The following is a 21,133-nucleotide window of genomic DNA, read 5'->3' as shown; positions in this document are numbered from 1 at the left end:
CGACTTGGCCGCGTCGATGTTCTCCAGCGAGGTCGCGATCTGCTGACCACGGAACTCGAAACGAGAGATCAGAGCACCGGCCGTCGCACGCGCCTCGGAGACGCTGTCGATGGCCGTGTCGATGGCGGCCATCGCGACCGCAGCGGTAGCCGCCGTGTCCACGCTGGCTGCATCAACGCCGAGGCCCGTCGCGGTGAACTCGGTCACGCCCGCACCAGCGGCCAGAGCCGTGAAGTCGACGGTGATGTTGTCGCCCACGTTGGTGCCGACGAAGTACTCGGTCACGGTGGTCGTACCGTCGAGCACCGAGTCACCGTTGAAGCGGCTGGTGTTGGCAATGCCGGTGATTTCGCTCACCAGCTGAGAGAACTCGGCATTGATGAACGCACGCTCGTTGTCCGTCGGCACGCCCGACAGCGACTGGGCCGCCAGCGCCTTCATACGCTGCAGCACGTCGCCGATACGGCCAAGGCCGCCGTCGGCAACCTGCACCACCGAGGCACCCTGGGCGGCGTTGATGCCGGACTGGGTGAGCGCGGTGACGTCGGCCTTCAGACGGGTGCCGATGGCAAGACCGGCAGCGTCGTCCGAGGCCTTCACGATGCGCGAGCCGGAGGCGAGCTTGCTGACCGAACTCGACGCCTGGGACGAATTGTAGTTCAGGAAACGGAGGGCGGAGTTCGCCGCCGTATTCGTAGCAACAACAGGCATATCAAGGTTCCTTCTACTTGAAGTGTCGCCCTGCCACTTCCTGCGACAGGGTTCGATGGTGACCTACTTGGCCACCCGCTGAGCGCGCTGGACAGAGTCCGGACGCACAAATCCGACTCTTCCTACGCAAGCCGAATGCCAAGTAGGATGTTTTTGCCGGGTATTGCCGGATTTCAGAAGGTTAGGTGCCGGGGCTCAGACTTTGAGCGCGCCCGCTGCGGACCCAAAGCGGCAAGAATTGCCGGGCCGGCTAGGCAAGTTTTGCCGCTCGCCGACGCGAGAAGGAAAGACTTGCCGATTGGATGGTAAGGATTTTCTTAAAGGTAAACAGTTACTTAACGGACAGAGTCCGCAACGGCAAGGTCGGCGGGGCGGCCGGAAGGTGCGCTGCTTGCGCCGCCATCCGGCCATGACCCATGCCTGAAGGTCTCTCCCGTGCCAGGCCGCCTTACTGCAGCAGCCTGAGCAGGGCCTGCGGCAGCTCGTTGGCCTGGGACAGCGCCGAGACCGATGCCTGTACAAGGACCTGCGACGAGACCAATCTGCTCTGCTCGGCCGCCAGGTCGACGTCCATGATCGAAGACTTTGCCGCTTCGATGTTTTCCAACGAGGTCGAGATCTGCTGGCCTCTAAACTCGAAGCGAGAGACGAGGCCGCCCAGCGTCGCGCGCGCTTCCGAGACCACGTCGATCGCCGCGTCGACCGCCGACATGGCGATACCCGCGGCAGACACCGTACCGGCGCTGATCCCGACGGTCAGGCCGATCGCCGATGCGGTATAGCCTGTCGCTGACGACATCGTGCCGAAGTTCACGGTGATGACGTCACCGACCTCGCTGCCGACAAAGTACTCGATCGGCGTCGCCGCCGCCGAGCTGCCGTCCAGCAGCGAGTTGCCGTTGAAGCGCGTCGTCGTCGCCATGGCGGTGATTTCGTCCTTCAGCTGCTGGAACTCGGCATCGATGAAGCCGCGTTCCGTGTCCGAAGGCACACCCGACAGCGACTGTGCCGCCAGGGCCTTCATACGCTGAAGCACGTCGGCGATGCGCGCGAGGCCGCCGTCGGCCACCTGCAGCACCGAAGCGCCCTGCGAGGCGTTCACCGCCGACTGGCGCAGCACCGTCACGTCGGCCAGCAGGCGCGTGCCGATGGCGAGACCGGCCGCGTCGTCCGAGGCCTTCACGATGCGCGAGCCCGAGGCCAGCTTCGAAATCGAACTGCCGGACTTCATTGAGTTGTAGTTCAGGAACCGCAGCGCCGAATTCGCGGCCGTGTTCGTTGTCACTGTAGGCATGGGTCTACTCCAATTTACCTGTCAGGGCAGAGCCCCTGAAACCAGCGTCCTGCCGGAAAACCGTGTCTGCCAAAGGGCTTAAACCGCACGGACACCTCTGCTTTGCAGAAATTGTGCCAAATTCGATATGTTGGATTTTACCTTATAAATCATACACTTATATGACGGACACCAAACCCTGGGCAGTCGACACCGAGCAGAAGGGGGGAAGAGATTTCTCGGGTGTGTGGCAAACTCTGCCGAGTGGTGCAGGGCACGGGACCGAAAAAGTTCGGGGCGAGGCGCCTGCTTGGCACCCCGCCCCGTTCACCTCCGCCCAAAGAGGTAATTACTGCAGAAGGCTGAGGAGGGCCTGCGGCAGTTCGTTGGCCTGGGACAGCGCCGAGACCGATGCCTGCACAAGCACCTGCGACGAGACCAGCCTACTCTGTTCGGCCGCCAAATCGACGTCCATGATCGACGACTTGGCCGCCTCGATGTTCTCCAGCGAGGTCGTAATCTGTTGGCCTCTAAACTCGAAGCGCGAGACGAGGCCGCCCAGCGTCGCGCGCGCTTGCGACACCAGGTCGATCGCCGCGTCGACGGCCGACATCGCAGCACCGGCCGCGGATACCGTACCGGCGGTCTCGGCGTCGAGGCCCAGCGCCGATGCGGTATAGCCGGCGGTCGACGACAACGACCCGAAATTGACGGTGATGACGTCACCGACCTCGCTGCCGACAAAGTACTCGATCGGCGTCGCCGCCGCCGAGCTGCCGTCCAGCAGCGAGTTGCCGTTGAAGCGCGTCGTCGTCGCCATGGCGGTGATTTCGTCCTTCAGCTGCTGGAACTCGGCATCGATGAAGCCGCGTTCCGTGTCCGAAGGCACACCCGACAGCGACTGTGCCGCCAGGGCCTTCATACGCTGAAGCACGTCGGCGATGCGCGCGAGGCCGCCGTCGGCCACCTGCAGCACCGAAGCGCCCTGCGAGGCGTTCACCGCCGACTGGCGCAGCACCGTCACGTCGGCCAGCAGGCGCGTGCCGATGGCGAGACCGGCCGCGTCGTCCGAGGCCTTCACGATGCGCGAGCCCGAGGCCAGCTTCGAAATCGAACTGCCGGACTTCATTGAGTTGTAGTTCAGGAACCGCAGCGCCGAATTCGCGGCCGTGTTCGTTGTCACTGTAGGCATGGGTCTACTCCGAAATCCTCATTGGGCAGAGGCCCCGAGGCCGGCTCCTCGCCGGTCTCTTCCGTTCCGGGGGAGACCCCTGGCACGGGCGGGCAGCCCAGTGACAGCACGGATCGTGCCAATTTTATCTACCTGATTTTTTATCAATTAAACCAATATGTTATAATTTTTAGGCCAGCCTGCGCCGGGCAGGCAAGTTTCGCCAGACTTGGTAAAAGCTGCAGGTCCAGGGGGCAAAGACTTCCGGGCCAATGCGGCGGCTGGCCTGCACGTATCGCTGCGCTCTCACTCTATGAATCTGCGGGCGGGTCCACCCCGCCGGCAGCCGGTCCGCACGGCAAAGCCCTGCGCGCGGGGAAAACGGCCGACGGCCGGCACCGGCAGGCACCGACAGACCGGGCAAAGCTTGTCCCGCTACCCTGCAGGTTCTGCCAGGCAAGAACCGCCGCGACGCCGGACCACGCCCCGCAGGCGCGGATAAACTCAATATAAATCAGACGCTTGATGGGAGAGTCCGAGGTTGGCCCACGAATTGCTTTCTATTGTCCCGAGACCAGGATTGGCCGCGCGGATCGTGTCGGTCGGTCGGTAAGCCCGAAACGCCACGCCCGCTCGAGGGCGGACGTTCGGGAAGCAACACGGAGATAGAACCATGCCGCTTACAGCTACCGATGCGTTTCGCAGCGAGGTAACCAGAGCCCGTCCGACGCGGGTCGTGGTCATGCTTTACGACGAAGCCATTGCGTCGCTCGCCGCTGCGATCGAGGCCATGGCACAGAACCAGATCGAGGAGCGCTGCAACCGCGTGAACGTGGTGACCGAGATCATCGGCACCCTGCACATGAGCCTCGACATGGAGAATGGCGGCGAGATCTCCGACCAGCTCGGCAGCATCTACCGCTACGTCCTGGCGCAGCTGATCCGCATCAACATCAGCAGCGATGCAACGCTGGCGGCCAAGGTGATCGCGCTGCTGACGCCGCTGCGCGATGCCTGGGAAGAAATCGACCAGCGCATGGCCCGCGGCGACGACCACGCCGCCGTCGAGGCTACGATCCTGAGCCGCCTGAAAGCGGCCGGCTTCCGCCTCAACGTCCACGCCGCCTAGTTCGGATCCACCTTCAGGAACGCGACACTTCAAATGCAAGTAACTGCTCCGGACTTTTTTGCCTCCCAAGGCGGCAACAACGCGACCCGCGAGGAGAAGCGGACCGGCGACGGTCTCTTCGACTCCCTTCTGAAAGAAGAGGATGCGCGTCACGCCCGGGATTCGCAGCGGACGCGTGAAGCGGCTCAGCCGGGTTCCGACGATTACCGCCGCGACGACTACCGCCGTGACGACTACCTGCGGGACGACTACCGGCGCGACAACTACCGCGAAGAGCGGGTCGAGCGGGCCGACCGGCATGAGGACGCGCCGGCGGAGAACGAGATCCGCGAGACCGACCAGGAGGCTCCCAAGGAAGCCCGCCGTCCGCAGGATGACGCGCGCCCGGCCGATACGGTCGGCGGTGAAGACACCGCCGCAGTAGAAGACGACGCGGCGAGTGAGCCTGCCATGGCCGGCGACGCCGAGCCGGCGGCGTCCGCCACGTCGGCGGCGACGGCACAACCTTCGACGAACACCGTGGTGGTTCCGGGCCAGCCGGACCCGCGTAGCCAGGCGGCGGCCCAGACCGGCGGCAACCCGCCGGCGGCGACGTCACCCGCGGCCGGCACCGCCGAGGCCGCCGCCAAGGCCCCGGCCGCTGACAAGACGGCATCCGCCGCGCCTCAGGCGGCGCAGACGGGAACCGCGCAGACGGCAACGGCGCAGACGGCAACGGCGCAGACGGCGGCCACCGACAAGCCGTCCGTCGACCAGGCTGCCAAGCAGCCCGAGCAGGCTGCCAGCACAGGAAGCCCTGCGACGGCCGCCTCCAGTGAAGCCAACCGCCGGCCCGCCGGTCCAGCAGGCCGCACCACCCCGGGCGGCGAGACCCCGTCGACCGTGGTGACCACCAACACCGGGCTCGAGTCACGGCCGACCGCCGCCCTCGGCGGCGGTGCGGCGAGCGCCGTGCTGGCCCAGAACGGCCAGGCGCAGGGAACAGAGACCGAAGCGCCACTGCCCGGTGCCACGACCGCCGGCCAGCAGACGGCCGCGAATGCTGCCACGGCCCAGCCCGGCCAGACCGCCGCCAAGCCCGGCGAGACCACCGTTGCAGCCGACAAGCCGGCCGCCAGCGGCCCGCTGCCGGCCTCCTCCGCCGATACCGCCGGGGCCGGGAGCAGCACCGCCTCGACCGGCACCCTTGCCGGAGCCGCCCACGGCGCGACCGGCACCGGCCAGGCGCAGAGCAGCAGCTTCGCCGAGACCCTTGCCCAGACGCGCCACGCGCCGACAGGCAATCCTGCCGAGCAGGTTGCCGTCCAGGTGCACCGCGCCCAGGCAGCCGGTCAGGATCAGATCAGCATCAGGCTGCATCCGGCAGAGCTGGGCCGCATCGAGGTGAAGCTGGAGAACGCCAGCGACGGCACCCTGCGCGCGGTCATCTCGGCCGAACGGTCGGAGACCCTCGACCTATTGCAGCGCGATTCCCGCGGACTTGAACGCGCCCTGCAGGAAGCCGGCGTGAAGACCGATTCCGGCAGCCTCAACTTCAACCTGCGTGGCCAGGGTCAGGGCCAGGGAGAGGGCACGCTGGCCGATGGCAAGGGCGGTTCCGGCCGCAACGGCAGTGACAGCGGTGCCGTTGGGGCCGAACGCGGCGAAACCGCGCCGCCGCCGGCCTACCGTTCGAGCCACGCCGGCGCCCTGGATATCCGGGTTTAAGGCGGACAGGAGAGAAAGATCATGGCGGTTGAAAGCACCCGCGCCCCGGTCAACGGCGTTCCCTTCAAGGACACCAACAACTCCGGCTCCAGTGCCGGAGCGACCCTGGCGGAAACCTTCGACACCTTCCTGACGCTGCTGACCACCCAGCTGCAGTATCAGGACCCGCTGAATCCGATGGACACCAACGAGTTCACCTCGCAGCTGGTGGAGTTCACCGGCGTCGAGCAGGCGATCTCGACCAACCAGAAGCTGGACCAGCTGATCGCCCTGCAGGACAGCATGCAGCTGAACGATGCGCTCGACTACATCGGCAAGACGGTCGGCGCCGACGGCATCATCCTGATGCTGCAGGACGGCGAGTCGACGATAACCTACGACCTCGGCGCCAATGCCGACAAGGTCAGCATCCTGGTCATCGACGAACTGGGCGAGACCGTCCGCACCATCGAGGGCGACACCGAGATCGGCCACCACGAGATCACCTGGGACGGCCTCGACGACGACGGCGAGCCCCTGGACGACGGCCTCTACGGCTTCCTCGTGACCGCGGTCGACAAGGACAAGAAGCCCGTGCCGCTGATTCAGGGGACCACCGGCCAGGTGAGCGGCGTGAAGCTGGTCGACGGCGAAGTTGTGCTGGAGATCGGCGAACTGGAGATCGCGCTCAGCGACGTGCTGACCATCGAGCAGTAGGAAATTCCACGGCGCGCCTTACCGCGCCGGACAGTTTAGAGCATTCGAGACCTAGAGAGATGTGATCGGGCCCGCCCCAAACGCGAAAGCCGGGCGGCCCTAACAAAGGAGACGAAGTCATGAGTATCTACGGCGCTATGTTTGCCGGGGTTTCCGGTCTGGCCGCACAGAGCAACGCTCTGGGCATGATCTCGGACAACATCGCGAACGTGAATACGGTCGGCTACAAGGGCACTGCGGCGCGCTTTTCGACGCTGGTCACCCAGGCTGCCACCCAGACCACGCACACTCCCGGCGGCGTGACCTCGTCGCCCTATTCTTATGTCAACCGCCAGGGCCTGCTGCAGGGCTCTGCTTCGGGGACGGACCTCGCGGTCGCCGGCCAGGGCTTCTTCGTGGTCAACGAATCCTCGACGCCCGGCTTCGGCGACGACTTCTACTTCACCCGCGCCGGTTCCTTCAATCCGGACCAGAACGGCAACCTCGTGAACGCGGCAGGCTATTTCCTGCAGGGCTACAACCTGCGGACCAATCCCACGCCGTCGCCGAGCGCCAGCACATTCACCGGCCTGGAGACGGTCAATATCTCGAACCTCTCGGGCAGCGCGGCGGCCACAACCAATATCGCCCTGGGCGTCAACCTGCCCTCGACGGCGGCGGTGGGCGACTCCCACTCGGTCACGGCGCAGGTCTTCGACACCCTGGGCAACGCCCACGACATGGACATCACCTTCACCAAGACGGCGACCGCCACCTGGTCCTGGACAGCGAGCGACCCGGTCATCGGCGGCGTCAGCACCGCCGTCGCCGCTGGCACCGGCACCATCACCTTCGATACCGACGGCACGCCGCTGTCCTTCGTCCCGGCTGCGCCAAGCGTCGCCCTGACCGGCTTTACCACCGGCGCCGCCAACTCCGTCGTCACGCTGGACTTCGGCACCCTTGGCGCGACCGATGGCCTGACCCAGTTCGCGGGCGACTTCACCATATCAAACATCGACCAGGACGGCGTGCGCTTCGGCAACTACACCGGCATCACAATCAGCGAAGAGGGAATTGTCACAGCCCTATTCGACAACGGGCAGAGACAAGACATCTACCAGCTGCCGCTGGGCATGTTCCGCAACCCAAACGGCCTGGAAGCCAAGACCGGCAACGTCTACCTGGAGACCAACCGTTCGGGCAACTTCCAGCTGAACCTGGCCGGTAACGGCGGTGCCGGCGACATCGCGCCGGGCGCCCTGGAAGCCTCGACCGTCGACCTCGCCGAGGAGTTCACCAAGATGATCATCACCCAGCGCGCCTACTCCGCGAATACCAAGGTCATCACCACCGCAGATGAAATGCTGGATGAGCTGATCCGCGTGAAACGTTAGTAGCAGACCCCGCTAGGCCTTAACGCCTAGCCCTGACCGATCCATCCGGGGGGCTTCTCCAACTGAGAGCCCCCCGGAAAAGTCCCGGGAAGTCACTGGAAAGCCGGGCGCCCGGCACCGCAGCGGCCCAGCCCGCAAGCACAGCGGTAGCGGGTTAAGGAAGCCTTCAAGTTATCTAAAGCTTAGCTTAACTCCCTGATTTAGCGAATTTTAAACCGCGAATGCCTATCCTAGCCGAACCACAGATTTGAATTTGAAAGACAGGATCTGTTCGATGTACTCCGACAGCTCAGGTAGGCCCAGCAACGTGATAGGACCGGCAGGTAAGCCGCTCAGTCTCGACGACCTGCCGCCGCCGTCCACCAAGCGTTGGGTGATCCGCCGCAAGGCCGAGGTCGTGACCGCGGTTCGCGCCGGCCTGCTGACGCTGGAGGAAGCCTGCGCGCGCTATAACCTTTCGGTTGAGGAATTCCTCTCCTGGCAGAGCCTGATCGACAAGCACGGCATGCGGGGGCTGCGCACCACGCGCCTGCAGCAGTACCGCCGGCATGTCGGCGGCCACGGCGCCGAAAAGATGGGTAGCGATTCGCGCTCCAGCTCGTAACCGGCGAAAGAGTGCGAGGGCAGCGACCGCCCCGCCCGGCCAAAATCATCGCCCGCAAGGACGTTTACCAAGGCACCCCGCCGAGAGCATCGGCGGGGTGTCTGTCCTTTAAGGTTACCGAAATGCTGCGTCATTCCAGCCGGGGGGAAAAAACTTCCTAGCGGCTAGGCAATTATTGCCCGCCGTTAACGCCACCTTTACCGGAAGCAATTAGCCTAAAAATGCAAGCTAGCCAATGCGATGCACCGAGATCGCCAGCTTGCGGAGGCCACGGGGGAATAGAGGCCTTCATTACTTAGGTCGATGACGCATCAGGATGGTCGATTTTGAACTCTCTCCTAGAGACGCTTAAAGGTCTGGGACCGGCGCGCCTCGGCACGATGGCTGCCGTCGCTGCCGGCATCATTGCGTTCTTCATCTACCTGACGAGCCGCCTCGCCTCGCCGGAAATGGCGCTGCTTTACGGCGAATTGAGCGCGCAGGACAGCGGCCAGATCATCGCCCGTCTGGAGCAGATGAGCGTGCCCTATCGCATCGGCGAAGAAGGCGGCAACATCTACGTTCCGCAGGACCAGGTCGGACGCTCGCGCATGGTCATGGCCGAAGAAGGCTTGCCCAGCGGCGGCAACATCGGCTACGAGATTTTCGACCGTTCCGAAGGGCTCGGCACCACCAACTTCGTCCAGAACATCAACCACGTCCGTGCGCTGGAAGGCGAGCTGGCGCGGACCATCCGCTCGATCGCCTCGGTGAAACAGGCGCGCGTGCATCTCGTGCTGCCGCGCCGGGAGCTGTTCAGCCGCGACCGCCAGGACCCCAGCGCCTCCATCATCCTGATGCTCGCCGGCGGCGGTGGACTGGACCGCCAGCAGGTCACCTCGATCCAACATCTGGTCGCGGCCGCCGTGCCGGGCCTCAAGCCGACCATGGTCTCCATCGTCGACGACAAGGGCAACCTGCTGGCGCGCGGCACCGAGGAAGGCGACGTCTCGCAGACTGCCTCGCGCGCCGACGAGATGCGCATCAGCTACGAGTCGCGCATGGTGCGCACCATCGAAGAACTGCTGGCGCGCTCGCTCGGCGCCGGCAACGTGCGCGCCCAGGTCTCCGCCGTGATGGATTTCGACCGCGTCACCGAGAATGCCGAGATCTACGACCCCGACGGCCAGGTTGTCCGCTCGACCCAGGTGGTCGAGGAGCAGGCCAGCAATCAGGACGGGGCCCCAGCCGGTGTGACCGTCGGCAACAACCTGCCCGATGCCCTGCCCGAGCTCGACGGGGGCGCCGGCAGCCAGAGCTCGACCTCGCGCACCGAGGAAACGGTCAACTACGAGATCACCAAGACGGTGAAGACGCATATCCGCGAGGCCGGAAACGTGCAGCGCCTCTCCGTCGCAGTCATGGTCAACGGCAACGTCACTCTGGACGACGCCGGCAACCCGACCTACGAGCCGCGCAGCGCGGAAGAGCTTGAAAAGATCACCGCCCTGGTGCGCTCTGCGGTCGGCTACGACGAGGCGCGCGGCGACACCATCGAGGTCGTCGAGATGCCCTTCGTGTCGCTGGAAGCCGGCGATACCGAGACCCAGGGCCTGCTGATGGGCCTGACCAAGGCAGACCTCATGCGCGTCGCTGAACTGCTGGTGCTGGGCGTCGTGGCCGTGCTGGTCCTGCTGATGGTGGTGCGCCCGCTGCTCGGACGCCTGCTCGAGGTCGACGAGGAGTCCGCGGCCAGCGGCGGCATGCTGACCGGCATGCCCGGCCAGCCGGCCCTGGTCGGCCCCGACGGCCAGCAGATTCCGCGCCTGCCCGGCGATCCCTCCGCCGTGGTTGCAACCCGCGTCGGCGACGACGGCATGCCGCAGAAAAACGTCGCCAGCGAAATCGAACAGATGATCGATCTCAACCAGGTCGAGGGCCGCGTACGCGCCTCCTCGGTGAAGAAGATCGCCGAGATCATCGAGAAGCATCCGGAAGAAGCCGTCGCCATCATTCGCGGCTGGCTCCACGCAGAAGTGTAAGACGGACTCCCCGCCATGGCTATACGCGAAGATATCCAGAGCATGAGCGGCCCGGAAAAGGCCGCCCTCCTCATGCTCGCCGTCGGCGAAGACAATGCCGCGCGGCTGTTCAGCATGATGGACGACGAAGAAATTCGCGAACTGTCACAGGCGATGGCCAACCTCGGCAGCGTGACCGCCGACCTGATCGAACAGATGCTGGTCGAGTTCGCCGACCGCATCTCGACCACGGGGTCGGTGATCGGCAACTACGACAGCACCGAGCGCCTGCTGCTGAAGGTGATGGACAAGGACAAGGTCAGTGGAATCATGGAGGAAATCCGTGGTCCCGCCGGCCGGACCATGTGGGACAAGCTGGCCAACGTCAATGAGATGGTGCTGGCAAACTACCTGAAGAACGAGTACCCGCAGACCGTTGCGGTGGTGCTCTCCAAGATCAAGCCGGAACACGCGGCCAAGGTTCTGGGCGTGCTGCCGGAACCCTTCGCGATGGAAGTGGTCATGCGCATGCTGCGCATGGAGGCCGTCCAGAAGGAAGTGCTGGACGACGTCGAGCGCACCTTGCGCAACGAGTTCATGTCCAACCTGGCGAAGACCAACCGCCGCGATTCCCACGAGTTGATGGCGGACATCTTCAACTACCTGGACCGCACCCTGGAGACCCGCTTCCTCACCGCGTTGGAAGAGCGCAACCGCGACTCGGCCGAGCGGATCAAGGCTCTGATGTTCACCTTCGAGGACCTCGGCAACCTGGATCCGGGCGGCGTGCAGACCCTGCTCAGCGCCTCGGACAAGGGCAAGCTGGCGACCGCGCTGAAGGGCGCCTCGGAGACGCTGCGCGACTTCTTCTTCTCCAACATGTCGGAGCGCGCCGCGAAGATCATGAAGGAAGACATGCAGTCGATGGGTCCGGTGCGCCTGAAGGATGTCGACGAGGCACAGATGTACATGGTGGCCACCGCCAAGGAGCTGGCCGAGAAAGGGCAGATCATCATCAGCGAGAACAAGGGCGAGGACGAGCTCGTCTTCTAAGGAACGGACGCGCAGGACAAGGTCATGGGCCAGATGGAAAAATTCCTCTTCGACACCAGCTTCGACACGGAGAGATCCGCTGCGGCGAAGGCTGCCGAAGCGGCGAAGAAGGCCGCGGAAGAGACTCCTCCTGCCCCCAGCTTCAGCGAGGAGGAGTTGGCGGCCGCGCGTCAGGCCGCCTATGCGGAGGGCAAGGCCGCCGGCCTCGCCGAAGCCGAGGCCGGCCAGACCAGGCGCCTGGCCGAAGCCGTGGAAACACTGCCGCCGCAGCTGGCCCAGCTGGCGCAGGACCTTGAGACGCAGGCCGACGACCGCCGCCGAGAGACCCTCGACGCCGCCCTCACCGTGGTGCGCAAACTGTTTCCCAGTCTCGCGCGCACCCATGGCCTGGACGAGATCCAGTCCGTGGTCGACGCCTGCCTGGAGCGCCTGCGCGATGAGCCGCGGCTGGTGATCCGCTCCTCCGACAGCGACCTCGACGCCTTGAAGGAACGCATCGAGCAGAGCGCCCAGCAGAGCGGCTTCGAAGGCAAGCTTGTGTTCCTCGTCGACGAGCGGCTGGCGGACGGCGACCTGCGCGCGGAGTGGGCCGACGGCGGCGCCGAGCGCGACCAGGCCGGCCTGTGGAAGGAAATCGACGCCATCATCGCGCGCGCGCTGAGCCCGGCAGCCAACGGCAAACTGCCGCAGCGGGCGCCGGCGCAGAGCGCAACACCGCGAACCGAACAATCGGCACCCAAAAGTGCCGAACCGCAATCCCAGCCGGCCCGGCCGGCAGGGGTCGAACCGCTTCGGCGGGCACAGATCGCCTAGCGGCGACAGGTTAACCAGGAGGTCTCTATGGCCCAGGACGATAATTTGGATCTCGCCGAACTCGATGGCGGCACCGCCGACACCGACATGCAGGACGAGAACGACGGCAGCCTTCCCGAGGCCAGCAAGCCGCCCACCAATGCCAAGGAGCTGGAGGCGGTCTACGACATTCCCGTGCAGGTCTCGGCCGTGCTGGGCAAGGCCAACATGCAGGTCAGCCAGCTGCTGAAGCTGGGCCGCGGCGCGATCGTCGAACTGGACCGCAAGGTCGGCGAGGCGATCGACATCTACGTGAACAACCGGCTGGTCGCCCGTGGCGAGGTCGTCGTGGTGGAAGAACACCTCGGCGTCACCATGACCGAGATCATCAAGGTCGACCGTAGCGGCAGCTGAGCCAGCTTCGGATACCGGCATTCGGGCACCAGGATCATGGTCGATACGCAAACCACCAGCGCCAGCGCGCAGCCGCCTGTGGAGATCACGGCTCCGCAGATCGGCGCCACCGTGGACTTCGCCACGCTGCTGGGCGTTGCGGGCGCCTTCGCCATGATCGCCGGCGCCATCGCGCTGAGCGGCCAGGCCGCCGGCTTCCTGGATGTGCCTTCGATCCTCATCGTGGTCGGCGGCACCTTCCTGGTCACCACGATTTCCTTCAGCCTGGGCGAGATCATCCGGGCCCAGGGTCTGATGGTGCGGACGGCGATCTATCATGCCGAGACGCCGGAGAACGCCGTCTGGCAAGCCCTCTACCTGGCCGACCTGGCGCGCAAACGCGGCCGCCTGGCGCTGCAGAACGTGACCGAGGACCTGCGCGACGCGCCCTTCCTCTACCGCGCCATCAACATGGTGGTCGACGGCATCCCGGCCGAGGAAGTCGAGCGCGTGCTGGCGCGCGACGCCGCAGCCGCATTTGAACGGCACCACCGCTCGGCTGGCATCCTGCGCCGCGCCGGCGAGGTCGCCCCGGCCATGGGCCTGATCGGCACCTTGATCGGCCTGGTGCAGATGCTGGGCAGCCTGGACGATCCCTCGTCCATTGGTCCGGCCATGGCCGTTGCGCTGCTGACCACCTTCTATGGCGCCGTGCTGGCCAACATGGTGTTCAACCCGCTGGCCAGCAAGCTGGAGCGCAACGCGCAGATCGAGGCCACGGTGAGCCAGATCTACACCATCGGCGCTGCCTCCATCAGCCGGCAGGAGAACCCGCGGCGCCTGGAGATGATGCTGAACACCATTCTGCCCCCGAGCAATCGGGTGGATTTCTTCGATTAGACAGATTCAATCCGGAACTAACCTTTAGGGACTTGGAGAGAAGGCATGCGGCTTCTCATTGTTGGGACACTAGACGGACACATCGCCACGGCGGGTAGGCTGGCGCTGGAAAGCGGCGCCAAGGTGGCCCACGTCGACGATATCGACTCGGCACTGACGGCGCTGAGGTCCGGCCAGGGCGCGGATATGGTCATGGTCGAGGTCAACCTCGACATCGCCAGCTTCTGCAAGAGCCTGAAGTCGGAACGGATCTCCGTACCGGTGATCGCCTGCGGCATCGGGCCGGAGCCCTCTGCCGCGGCCAATGCGATCCGCGCCGGGGCGCAGGAATACGTCCCCCTGCCCCCCGACGCCGAGCTGATCGCCGCGGTGCTCGCCGCCGTGTCGGAAGAGACCAGCACCGTGGTGTGCCGCGACCCCGCGATGAACCCGGTGTTGCGCCTCGCCGAGCAGGTCGCCCCCTCCGACGCCAGCGTCCTGATCACCGGTGAGTCCGGCACCGGTAAGGAAGTGATGGCGCGGTTCCTGCACTCCAAGTCCAAGCGCGCCAAGCAGGGCTTCATCTCCGTCAACTGCGCGGCGATCCCCGAGAACCTGCTGGAATCGGAACTCTTCGGTCATGAAAAGGGCGCCTTCACCGGCGCCATCACGCGGCGCATCGGCAAGTTCGAGGAAGCCAACGGCGGTACCCTGCTGCTGGACGAAATCTCCGAGATGCACCCGCGCCTGCAGGCCAAGCTGTTGCGCGCCATCCAGGAGCGCGAGATCGACCGCGTCGGCGGCGGCCAGCCGATCAAGGTGAATATCCGCCTGCTGGCGACCTCCAACCGCAACCTCGAAGAGGCGGTGAGGAACGGCAGCTTCCGCGAGGACCTCTATTTCCGCCTCAACGTGGTGAACATCCAGCTGCCGGCGCTGCGCGAGCGCCCGGCCGACATTCCGATCCTGGCGCAGCACTTCGCCGCCAAGTACTCCGAGGCCAATGGCCTGGCGAGACTCGAGGTCACGCCGCAGGCCATGAGTGTCCTGACCGCACACCACTGGCGCGGCAACGTGCGCGAGTTGGAGAACACCATGCACCGCGCGGTGCTGTTGGCCCAGGACGGCAGGATCGGCCCCGAAGCCATCATGCTGACCGGACAGAGCCTCAATCCGGGACCGACGACCGCCAGCCAGGCCGCACCGGCCGGTGCCGGCGAGGACGCCGCCGAGGCCAAGCGCCTGGTCGGGCGCACGGTCGCCGATGTGGAGAAGGACCTCATCATCGACACCCTGCAGCACTGCCTGGGCAACCGTACGCACGCCGCCAACATTCTCGGCATTTCGATCCGCACCCTGCGCAACAAGCTGAAGCTGTACAGCGAGGAAGGCGTGCCGGTGCCGATGCCCGGCGAAGGCGAGCGCTCGACGGCCTGAGCCGCTAGGCGCGATGCGGGGCGTGCTCCGAGATGTCTGACACCAAGGTCGAAGGCCGCAGCGCCGGCAGCTATTTCGCTGCCGTCGTCACTGCCCTGAAACGCGGCGATATCGCGCTGGCGCTCGGCGTCACCGCGATTCTCGTCGTGCTCATCCTGCCGATGCCGAGCTGGATGCTCGACCTTGCCCTGGCGATGTCGATGACCTTCTCGGTCCTCATCCTGATGACCGTCATCTTCATTACCAAGCCGCTGGACTTCAATTCCTTCCCGACGGTTCTGCTGATCGCGACGATGATGCGCCTGGCGCTGAACCTCGCCTCGACGCGCCTCATCTTGGCCGACGGCCATAAGGGGACGGACGCCGCCGGGCAGGTGATCGAGGCCTTCGGCAGCTTCGTGATGAGCGGCAACTTCGTCATCGGCATCATCATCTTCGGTATCCTGGTGATCGTGAACTTCATCGTCATCACCAAGGGTTCCGGACGCATCGCCGAAGTGTCCGCCCGCTTCAGCCTGGACGCCATGCCGGGCAAGCAGATGGCGATCGACGCCGATCTCTCGGCGGGCCTCATCGACGAAGCCACGGCGCGCAGCCGCCGCAAGGAGCTGGAGGACGAGAGCAACTTCTTCGGCTCGATGGACGGTGCCGCCAAGTTCGTGCGCGGCGACGCCATCGCCGGCCTGATGATCACCTTCATCAACGTGATCGGCGGCATCATCATCGGCGTCGCCCAGCAGGGTCTGACCTTCGCCGAGGCCGCCGAGACCTACACCATCCTGACCGTCGGCGACGGCCTGGTCAGCCAGATCCCGGCGCTCATCGTCTCCACCGGCGCCGGCCTGCTGGTCTCCAAGTCGACCGCGACCGGCTCGATGGACGAGGCGCTGATCGGCCAGCTAGGCGGCTATCCCCGCGCGCTCGGCCTCTCGTCCTTCCTGATGCTGTCACTGGCCCTGCTGCCGGGCATTCCGGCGCTGCCGTTCCTGGCGCTCTCGGGCCTGGCCGGTGCCGGCGCCTATTTCGCCAGCAGGAAGAAGGCCCGGGCCGCCGCCGGCGAGGCCACGGCACTGGCCGCCAAGAGCGCCGCGCCGGTCACCGAGGAGCCGATCGCCAACGCCCTGCAGATCGATCAGGTGCGCCTTGAACTGGGCTACGGCCTGCTGCCGATGATCAACGGCCAGGGCGGTCAGCGTCTGACCGACCAGATCAAATCGCTGCGCCGCCAGCTGGCGCAGGAGATCGGCTTTGTCATGCCCTCAGTGCGCATCCAGGACAATCTGCAGCTGCCCGCCAACACCTACGTGATCCGCGTCAAGGAGATCGAGGCCGGGCGCGGCGAGCTGCGCCCCAACATGCTGCTGGTGATGGATCCGCGCGGCGAGAAGATCCCCCTGCCCGGCGAGGACACCGTGGAGCCGACCTTCGGCCTGCCGGCCAAGTGGTGCGACGAGGCAGGCCGCGAAGAGGCCCTGTTCCGCGGCTATACCGTGGTCGATCCGCCGACCGTGGTGACCACGCACCTGACCGAGCTGATCAAGGACAACATGGCCGAGCTGCTGTCCTACGCGGAAACGCAGAAGCTGCTCGACGAGCAGGAGAGCGAGCAGCAGAAGCTGATCGCCGACCTGATTCCCAGCCAGATCACCGTCGGCGGCCTGCAAAGAGTGCTGCAGAACCTGCTGGCCGAGCGCGTCTCGGTGCGCGATCTGCCGACCATCCTGGAAGGCGTCTCCGAGGCCTGTGGCTACACCCGCAACGTCACCGCCATCACCGAGCACGTTCGCGCGCGCCTGGCGCGCCAGATCTCCAACGATCAGGCGAACCCCGAGGGCTTCATCCCGATGATCACCCTCTCGGCCCAGTGGGAGCAGGCCTTCGCCGAGGCGATCGTCGGCGACGGCGAGGACCGCCAGCTGTCGATGGCACCGACGCGGCTGCAGGAGTTCATCAACTCGGTGCGGCAGACCTTCGAACGTCACGCGATGATGGGCGAGGCCCCGGTGCTGCTGACCTCGCCGCCGGTGCGTCCCTTCGTGCGCTCCATCGTCGAACGCTTCCGCCCATCGACCGTGGTGCTTTCGCAGAATGAGATCCACGCCAAGGCGAAGATCAAGACTCTGGGCCAGATCTGATGCTGCTGCGCACCTTCACAGGCAAGACCGCCGCCGAGGCCATGGCCCAGGTCCGCCAGCTGCTGGGCGACGAGGCGATCATCCTGTCGACCCAGGACGACGACGCCGGCGTGCGCGTCACCGCCGCCCTGGAACAGGCCGCCCAGCCCGCCGCCGCCCCGGCCAAAGCGGCAGCCACCCGGCAGAGCTGGGACGAGCTGGAAGCCACCGACCACATTGCCGCCGTGCTGGACCATCACCGGGTGCCGCGCGGCCTGGCAGACCGCATGTTGAACACCGCCGCCAACCTGGCCTCCGACGACTGGATGATGGCCTTCGCGGCGTCGCTGGACCACGCGCTCAGCTTCAAGCCGCTGGGCGACCTGGGCCCGGAACGCCCGGTCATGCTGATCGGCCCCTCAGGGGCCGGCAAGTCGGTAACCGCCGCCAAGCTGTGCGCCTGCGCCCGCCTCGCCGAGGCGCGCAGCGTGCTGATCACCATGGATGGCGGCAAGGCCGGCGGCCGCGCCCAGGCGGAAACCTTCACCAAGGCGCTGCAGGCGCGCCTGGTCTGCGCCGACACGCCGGCGGCGGTCGCCGAAGCCGCCGCGGCGCGCGCCGCCGACGAAATCGCCATCATCGACACCGTCGGCTGCAATCCCTTCGATGCGGCCGAGCGCCGCATCCTCAGCGAGACCGCCGAGGCCGCCGGCGCCGACCTTGTGCTGGTGCTGCCCGCCGGCGGCGATCCGGCCGAGGCCGCCGACACCGCCCTCGCCTTCGCCGAAACCGGCGCGCGCTATCTGATCCCGACACGGCTGGACGCGGCCCGGCGCATCGGCGGCGTGATCAGCGCCGCCCATGTCGCCGAGATGAGCCTGCTGGCAGCGGGCGTATCGCGCCACATCGGCGGCGGCCTGATCGCCGTCAATCCGGTGTCGCTGGCGCGCCTGCTTGCCACCCGCCAACCTTTCCAGCCGTCAACCCTTCTCGCTGCGGACTAACAGCATGACCGATGCACCCATGGTAGAACCCGAAGAGCGGCAGCAGACAGCAGCCAACATGCTCGCCGTCGCCTCCGGCAAGGGCGGTGTCGGCAAGACCTGGCTGTCCGTCACCCTGTCCCAGGCTCTCGCCCGCCAGGGCAGGCGCGTGCTGCTGTTCGACGGCGACCTCGGTCTCGCCAACGTCGACATCCAACTCGGCCTGCACCCTGACAACGACCTCGGCGGCGTGCTGGACGGCAGCTACGGCCTGAAGGACGCCACCGTCGCCCATCCCAGCGGCGGCTTCGACGTCATCGCCGGGCGATCCGGCACCGGCAGCCTGGCCAACATCCCGGCCGGGCGGCTGCAGCAGCTGATGGACGACCTCGCCGCGCTGTCGCCGGCCTACGACCGGGTGATCCTCGACCTCGGCGCCGGCCTGGACCGCACGGTGCGGCAACTCGCCGGCCTCGCCAGCACCGGCCTGGTGGTGGCGACCGACGAGCCGACTTCACTAACCGACGCCTATGCCTTCATCAAGCTGGCGCACATGCAGGACCCCAAGGCCGACCTGCGCATCGTCGTGAACATGGCGACCTCGCCGGCCGAGGGCGAGCGCACCTACGCGACGCTGCTGAAGGCCTGCGAGTCCTTCCTCAAGATTTCGCCGCCGCTGGCCGGCGTGATCCGCCGCGACAGCAAGGTGAAAGACTCGATCCGCCACCAGGTGCCGATCCTCACCCGCCATCCCAACAGCGAGGCGGCGCAGGATATCGAAGCGCTGGTGAACCGGCTCGACAGTACCAAGCCCGGCCGGCGCTGACGGACGCGGCGGCATGAGCGACATCTTCGCCACTCTTGCCGCTGGAACGCCACGCCCGACGACGGCCGCGGGCGGCGAAGCCGCCGTGCGGGTGATCGATCCCTCGCCGGACCTCGCGCGACTGGCCAGCGGCGAGAACCTGCGCGGCACCGTGGTCGGCAAGGACGATCATGGCCACCTGCTGGTCCAGACCCGGCTCGGCGTGCTGACCCTCGCGGCCACCCGTAACCTGCCGGTCGGCAGCGAGGTGGTGCTGCAGGTGCGCAGCGTCGGCCCGCAGGTTCTGCTGAACCTGCTGCCGCTGGACAACGCGGGCGCCGCCGCGCCCCAGAGCCCTGTGCAAAGCCCCGTGCAGAGCGGACAGCCCGCCCAGGCGCCGCTGCCGCCGGGCAGTACGCCGGCGCAGCCTAGCCTGCCGCCCAATCCCCACGACCTGGTCCAGCGCAGCCAGCTGCTGCGTGGCGTGCTGCACGCCGCCCCGCCGATGCCGGCGTTGGCCGGCCTGCCGACAGCCCAGCCGGGCACCGAGCTGATCGTGCGCATCCTCTCCCTTGGGGTGCAGGCGCAGATAACGGGCGCTGCCGTGCAGACCCCGTCGGGAGCCCAGAGCAGCGGGGTCCTAGGCGGCGCGGTCCTGAGCGGCGGAGTCCCAACCGGCGGCACGCCGGCGGCAGGCGGCCCGCCGAGCGCCATCCTGCCTGGCGCGCCCGTTCCCGGCGCTCCCGCTGCCGGATCGCCGGCACAGAACGGCGCCGCGTCTGTTCCGGGCGGCACGACCGCGTCCGGCACCCCCTCTCCCGGTGTCGTTCCGGCCGGCCCCGGCGGCGAGGCGGCACCCGGCCTGCGGCTTGCTCCGCAGATCCCCGTCACCAACAGCGGCCATAGCGTCGCCACCGCCCTGCAGGGACTCAGCGCCGAAGCCGCCGCCCGGGCCGCCGGCAGTCCGGGCCAGCCCGCAGCGGCGGCCGGCAGCCTGCCAGGCGCCCTGCCGGCAGCAGGCGGCGCAGCCCCAGCGGGCACCCCGGCGGGCCCGGGCAGCCTGCGCATCACTGGCCTGGTCACCGCCGCCACCAGCAGCGGCCAGCCGATCCTCCACACGCCGCTGGGCACCATCACCCTCAATATCCCCGGCAGCGACGCGCGCGCCGGCCTGCCGCCGGGTACCAGCCTCGCGCTGGAAATCGGCCTGCCGGCCGCCGGCAGGCCAGCGTCGACGCCCGCCCTGGCGCCGGCCTGGCCCGGCCTGGAAGGCCTGCAGGACACGCTGCTGCACGGCCTGCCCGCCGGCCAGGCTGAACAGGTCGCCCGCGCCCTGCCCCAGGTCGGCCCGCGACTGGCCTCCGGCGTGCTGTTTCTGCTCTCCGCCCTCACCCAGGGCAACGTGGCCGGCTGGCTCGCCAAGGCCGGACTGGCCGGCGAAGCGGGGGAGCGCGGCGACCTTCACGAGCGGCTGGGACGCGAACTGACCGGCCTGACGCGCGGCGTCGAGACCACCAGCGGCGACTGGCGTTTCGTCAACCTGCCGCTGTGGAGCGAACAAGGATTGCGCGAGCTGCGCTGCTTCTTCCGCCACCACAGCCACGGCGGCAAAGGTGAGGACGGCGACAAGGCGACCCGCTTCGTGCTGGAGCTCGAGTTGCAGCATCACGGCGAGCTGCAGCTGGACGGCCTGGTACGGGCGCGCCAGTTCGACCTGGTGCTGCGCAGCCGCCGCGCCTTTCCCGCGCTGGTGCGCGGCGACCTGCTTGCCTTGTTCGAAGAAGCCAACGCCATCGCCGGCTACAGCGGACGGCTCTCCTTCCAGTCCTCGGCCGACTGGCTGCAGCTGCTGGCCGCCCGCGGCGCGAACCCCCAGCCGCACGAAGGTATCAGGGTCTAAGGCGCGTCGGGCCGACCGCTGGAAAAGAAGCCCGACCTCTGCCGCATCCTTCGAGACGCGCCGCTACGCGGCGCTCCCCAGGATGGGGTTGGCGTTTGAATTGATGGATC

General features: G+C 66.9%; 18 protein-coding genes. 15 read left to right on the top strand and 3 right to left on the bottom strand.

The window, feature by feature from the left end:
- The 3 genes from WDC82_RS17235 to WDC82_RS17225 form a co-directional block, all read right to left on the bottom strand.
- Positions 1-711, bottom strand: a 711-nt coding sequence (locus WDC82_RS17235) for a flagellin (protein ID WP_340118606.1), incomplete at its 3' end; no start/stop codon positions are given.
- 448 nt (positions 712-1,159) lie between these two features.
- On the bottom strand, positions 1,160-2,005 hold the full coding sequence (locus WDC82_RS17230; protein WP_340118605.1) for a flagellin: 846 nt from the start codon (positions 2,003-2,005) through the stop codon (positions 1,160-1,162).
- Between the two features lie 328 nt (positions 2,006-2,333).
- Positions 2,334-3,176, bottom strand: coding sequence for a flagellin (locus WDC82_RS17225; protein WP_340118604.1), 843 nt, complete (start codon positions 3,174-3,176; stop codon positions 2,334-2,336).
- 652 nt (positions 3,177-3,828) lie between these two features.
- Between WDC82_RS17225 and fliS the strand changes: the two genes are divergently transcribed.
- From fliS to WDC82_RS17150, 15 genes are all read left to right on the top strand, one after another.
- Positions 3,829-4,284, top strand: a complete 456-nt coding sequence (fliS, locus tag WDC82_RS17220) for a flagellar export chaperone FliS (protein WP_340118603.1) — start codon at positions 3,829-3,831, stop codon at positions 4,282-4,284.
- A 33-nt stretch (positions 4,285-4,317) separates the two neighbouring features.
- On the top strand, positions 4,318-5,991 hold the full coding sequence (locus WDC82_RS17215; RefSeq protein WP_340118602.1) for a flagellar hook-length control protein FliK: 1,674 nt from the start codon (positions 4,318-4,320) through the stop codon (positions 5,989-5,991).
- 21 nt (positions 5,992-6,012) lie between these two features.
- Complete coding sequence (locus tag WDC82_RS17210) at positions 6,013-6,687, top strand: flagellar hook assembly protein FlgD (protein WP_340118601.1); 675 nt, start codon at positions 6,013-6,015, stop codon at positions 6,685-6,687.
- Between the two features lie 119 nt (positions 6,688-6,806).
- The gene (gene flgE / locus WDC82_RS17205; protein WP_340118600.1) at positions 6,807-8,063 is read left to right on the top strand and encodes a flagellar hook protein FlgE; all 1,257 of its coding nucleotides are present in this window, start codon (positions 6,807-6,809) and stop codon (positions 8,061-8,063) included.
- 274 nt (positions 8,064-8,337) lie between these two features.
- Positions 8,338-8,667, top strand: coding sequence for a DUF1153 domain-containing protein (locus WDC82_RS17200; RefSeq protein WP_340118599.1), 330 nt, complete (start codon positions 8,338-8,340; stop codon positions 8,665-8,667).
- A 326-nt stretch (positions 8,668-8,993) separates the two neighbouring features.
- Positions 8,994-10,688 (top strand): flagellar basal-body MS-ring/collar protein FliF, encoded by a 1,695-nt coding sequence (gene fliF, locus WDC82_RS17195; RefSeq protein WP_340118598.1) that lies wholly within the window; start codon positions 8,994-8,996, stop codon positions 10,686-10,688.
- A gap of 15 nt (positions 10,689-10,703) precedes the next feature.
- The gene (fliG, locus tag WDC82_RS17190) at positions 10,704-11,720 is read left to right on the top strand and encodes a flagellar motor switch protein FliG (protein ID WP_340118597.1); all 1,017 of its coding nucleotides are present in this window, start codon (positions 10,704-10,706) and stop codon (positions 11,718-11,720) included.
- A 24-nt stretch (positions 11,721-11,744) separates the two neighbouring features.
- Positions 11,745-12,533, top strand: coding sequence for a FliH/SctL family protein (locus WDC82_RS17185; protein ID WP_340118596.1), 789 nt, complete (start codon positions 11,745-11,747; stop codon positions 12,531-12,533).
- An 87-nt stretch (positions 12,534-12,620) separates the two neighbouring features.
- Positions 12,621-12,926: a flagellar motor switch protein FliN gene (gene fliN, locus WDC82_RS17180; protein ID WP_370661562.1), complete on the top strand. Its 306-nt coding sequence runs from the start codon at positions 12,621-12,623 to the stop codon at positions 12,924-12,926.
- A 36-nt stretch (positions 12,927-12,962) separates the two neighbouring features.
- Complete coding sequence (locus tag WDC82_RS17175; protein WP_340118594.1) at positions 12,963-13,805, top strand: MotA/TolQ/ExbB proton channel family protein; 843 nt, start codon at positions 12,963-12,965, stop codon at positions 13,803-13,805.
- A gap of 45 nt (positions 13,806-13,850) precedes the next feature.
- Positions 13,851-15,221, top strand: coding sequence for a sigma-54 dependent transcriptional regulator (locus WDC82_RS17170; RefSeq protein ID WP_340118593.1), 1,371 nt, complete (start codon positions 13,851-13,853; stop codon positions 15,219-15,221).
- 32 nt (positions 15,222-15,253) lie between these two features.
- Positions 15,254-17,356: a flagellar biosynthesis protein FlhA gene (gene flhA / locus WDC82_RS17165; protein WP_340118592.1), complete on the top strand. Its 2,103-nt coding sequence runs from the start codon at positions 15,254-15,256 to the stop codon at positions 17,354-17,356.
- Complete coding sequence (locus WDC82_RS17160) at positions 17,356-18,339, top strand: GTPase (protein WP_340118591.1); 984 nt, start codon at positions 17,356-17,358, stop codon at positions 18,337-18,339. The genes flhA and WDC82_RS17160 overlap by 1 nt, the downstream gene beginning before the upstream one ends.
- Positions 18,340-18,343: 4 nt before the next feature.
- Complete coding sequence (locus WDC82_RS17155) at positions 18,344-19,144, top strand: MinD/ParA family protein (RefSeq protein WP_340118590.1); 801 nt, start codon at positions 18,344-18,346, stop codon at positions 19,142-19,144.
- 13 nt (positions 19,145-19,157) lie between these two features.
- Entirely contained in the window at positions 19,158-21,023 is a 1,866-nt protein-coding gene (locus tag WDC82_RS17150; RefSeq protein WP_340118589.1) for a hypothetical protein, read from the top strand.
- Positions 21,024-21,133 lie beyond the last annotated feature (110 nt).

The organism is Pelagibius sp. 7325 (assembly GCF_037652055.1).
GTDB lineage: Bacteria > Pseudomonadota > Alphaproteobacteria > Kiloniellales > Kiloniellaceae > Pelagibius.
This window is presented reverse-complemented; position numbering and strand designations above follow the sequence as displayed.

Bases quoted from the DNA above. Each gene is read 5' to 3' on its own strand.
- WDC82_RS17230 (WP_340118605.1), bottom strand. From the start codon at position 2,005: ATGCCTACAGTGACAACGAACACGGCCGCGAATTCGGCGCTGCGGTTC.
- WDC82_RS17225 (WP_340118604.1), bottom strand. From the start codon at position 3,176: ATGCCTACAGTGACAACGAACACGGCCGCGAATTCGGCGCTGCGGTTC.
- fliS (WP_340118603.1), top strand. From the start codon at position 3,829: ATGCCGCTTACAGCTACCGATGCGTTTCGCAGCGAGGTAACCAGAGCC.
- WDC82_RS17215 (WP_340118602.1), top strand. From the start codon at position 4,318: ATGCAAGTAACTGCTCCGGACTTTTTTGCCTCCCAAGGCGGCAACAAC.
- WDC82_RS17210 (WP_340118601.1), top strand. From the start codon at position 6,013: ATGGCGGTTGAAAGCACCCGCGCCCCGGTCAACGGCGTTCCCTTCAAG.
- flgE (WP_340118600.1), top strand. From the start codon at position 6,807: ATGAGTATCTACGGCGCTATGTTTGCCGGGGTTTCCGGTCTGGCCGCA.
- WDC82_RS17200 (WP_340118599.1), top strand. From the start codon at position 8,338: ATGTACTCCGACAGCTCAGGTAGGCCCAGCAACGTGATAGGACCGGCA.
- fliG (WP_340118597.1), top strand. From the start codon at position 10,704: ATGGCTATACGCGAAGATATCCAGAGCATGAGCGGCCCGGAAAAGGCC.
- WDC82_RS17185 (WP_340118596.1), top strand. From the start codon at position 11,745: ATGGGCCAGATGGAAAAATTCCTCTTCGACACCAGCTTCGACACGGAG.
- fliN (WP_370661562.1), top strand. From the start codon at position 12,621: ATGCAGGACGAGAACGACGGCAGCCTTCCCGAGGCCAGCAAGCCGCCC.
- WDC82_RS17175 (WP_340118594.1), top strand. From the start codon at position 12,963: ATGGTCGATACGCAAACCACCAGCGCCAGCGCGCAGCCGCCTGTGGAG.
- WDC82_RS17170 (WP_340118593.1), top strand. From the start codon at position 13,851: ATGCGGCTTCTCATTGTTGGGACACTAGACGGACACATCGCCACGGCG.
- flhA (WP_340118592.1), top strand. From the start codon at position 15,254: ATGTCTGACACCAAGGTCGAAGGCCGCAGCGCCGGCAGCTATTTCGCT.
- WDC82_RS17160 (WP_340118591.1), top strand. From the start codon at position 17,356: ATGCTGCTGCGCACCTTCACAGGCAAGACCGCCGCCGAGGCCATGGCC.
- WDC82_RS17155 (WP_340118590.1), top strand. From the start codon at position 18,344: ATGACCGATGCACCCATGGTAGAACCCGAAGAGCGGCAGCAGACAGCA.
- WDC82_RS17150 (WP_340118589.1), top strand. From the start codon at position 19,158: ATGAGCGACATCTTCGCCACTCTTGCCGCTGGAACGCCACGCCCGACG.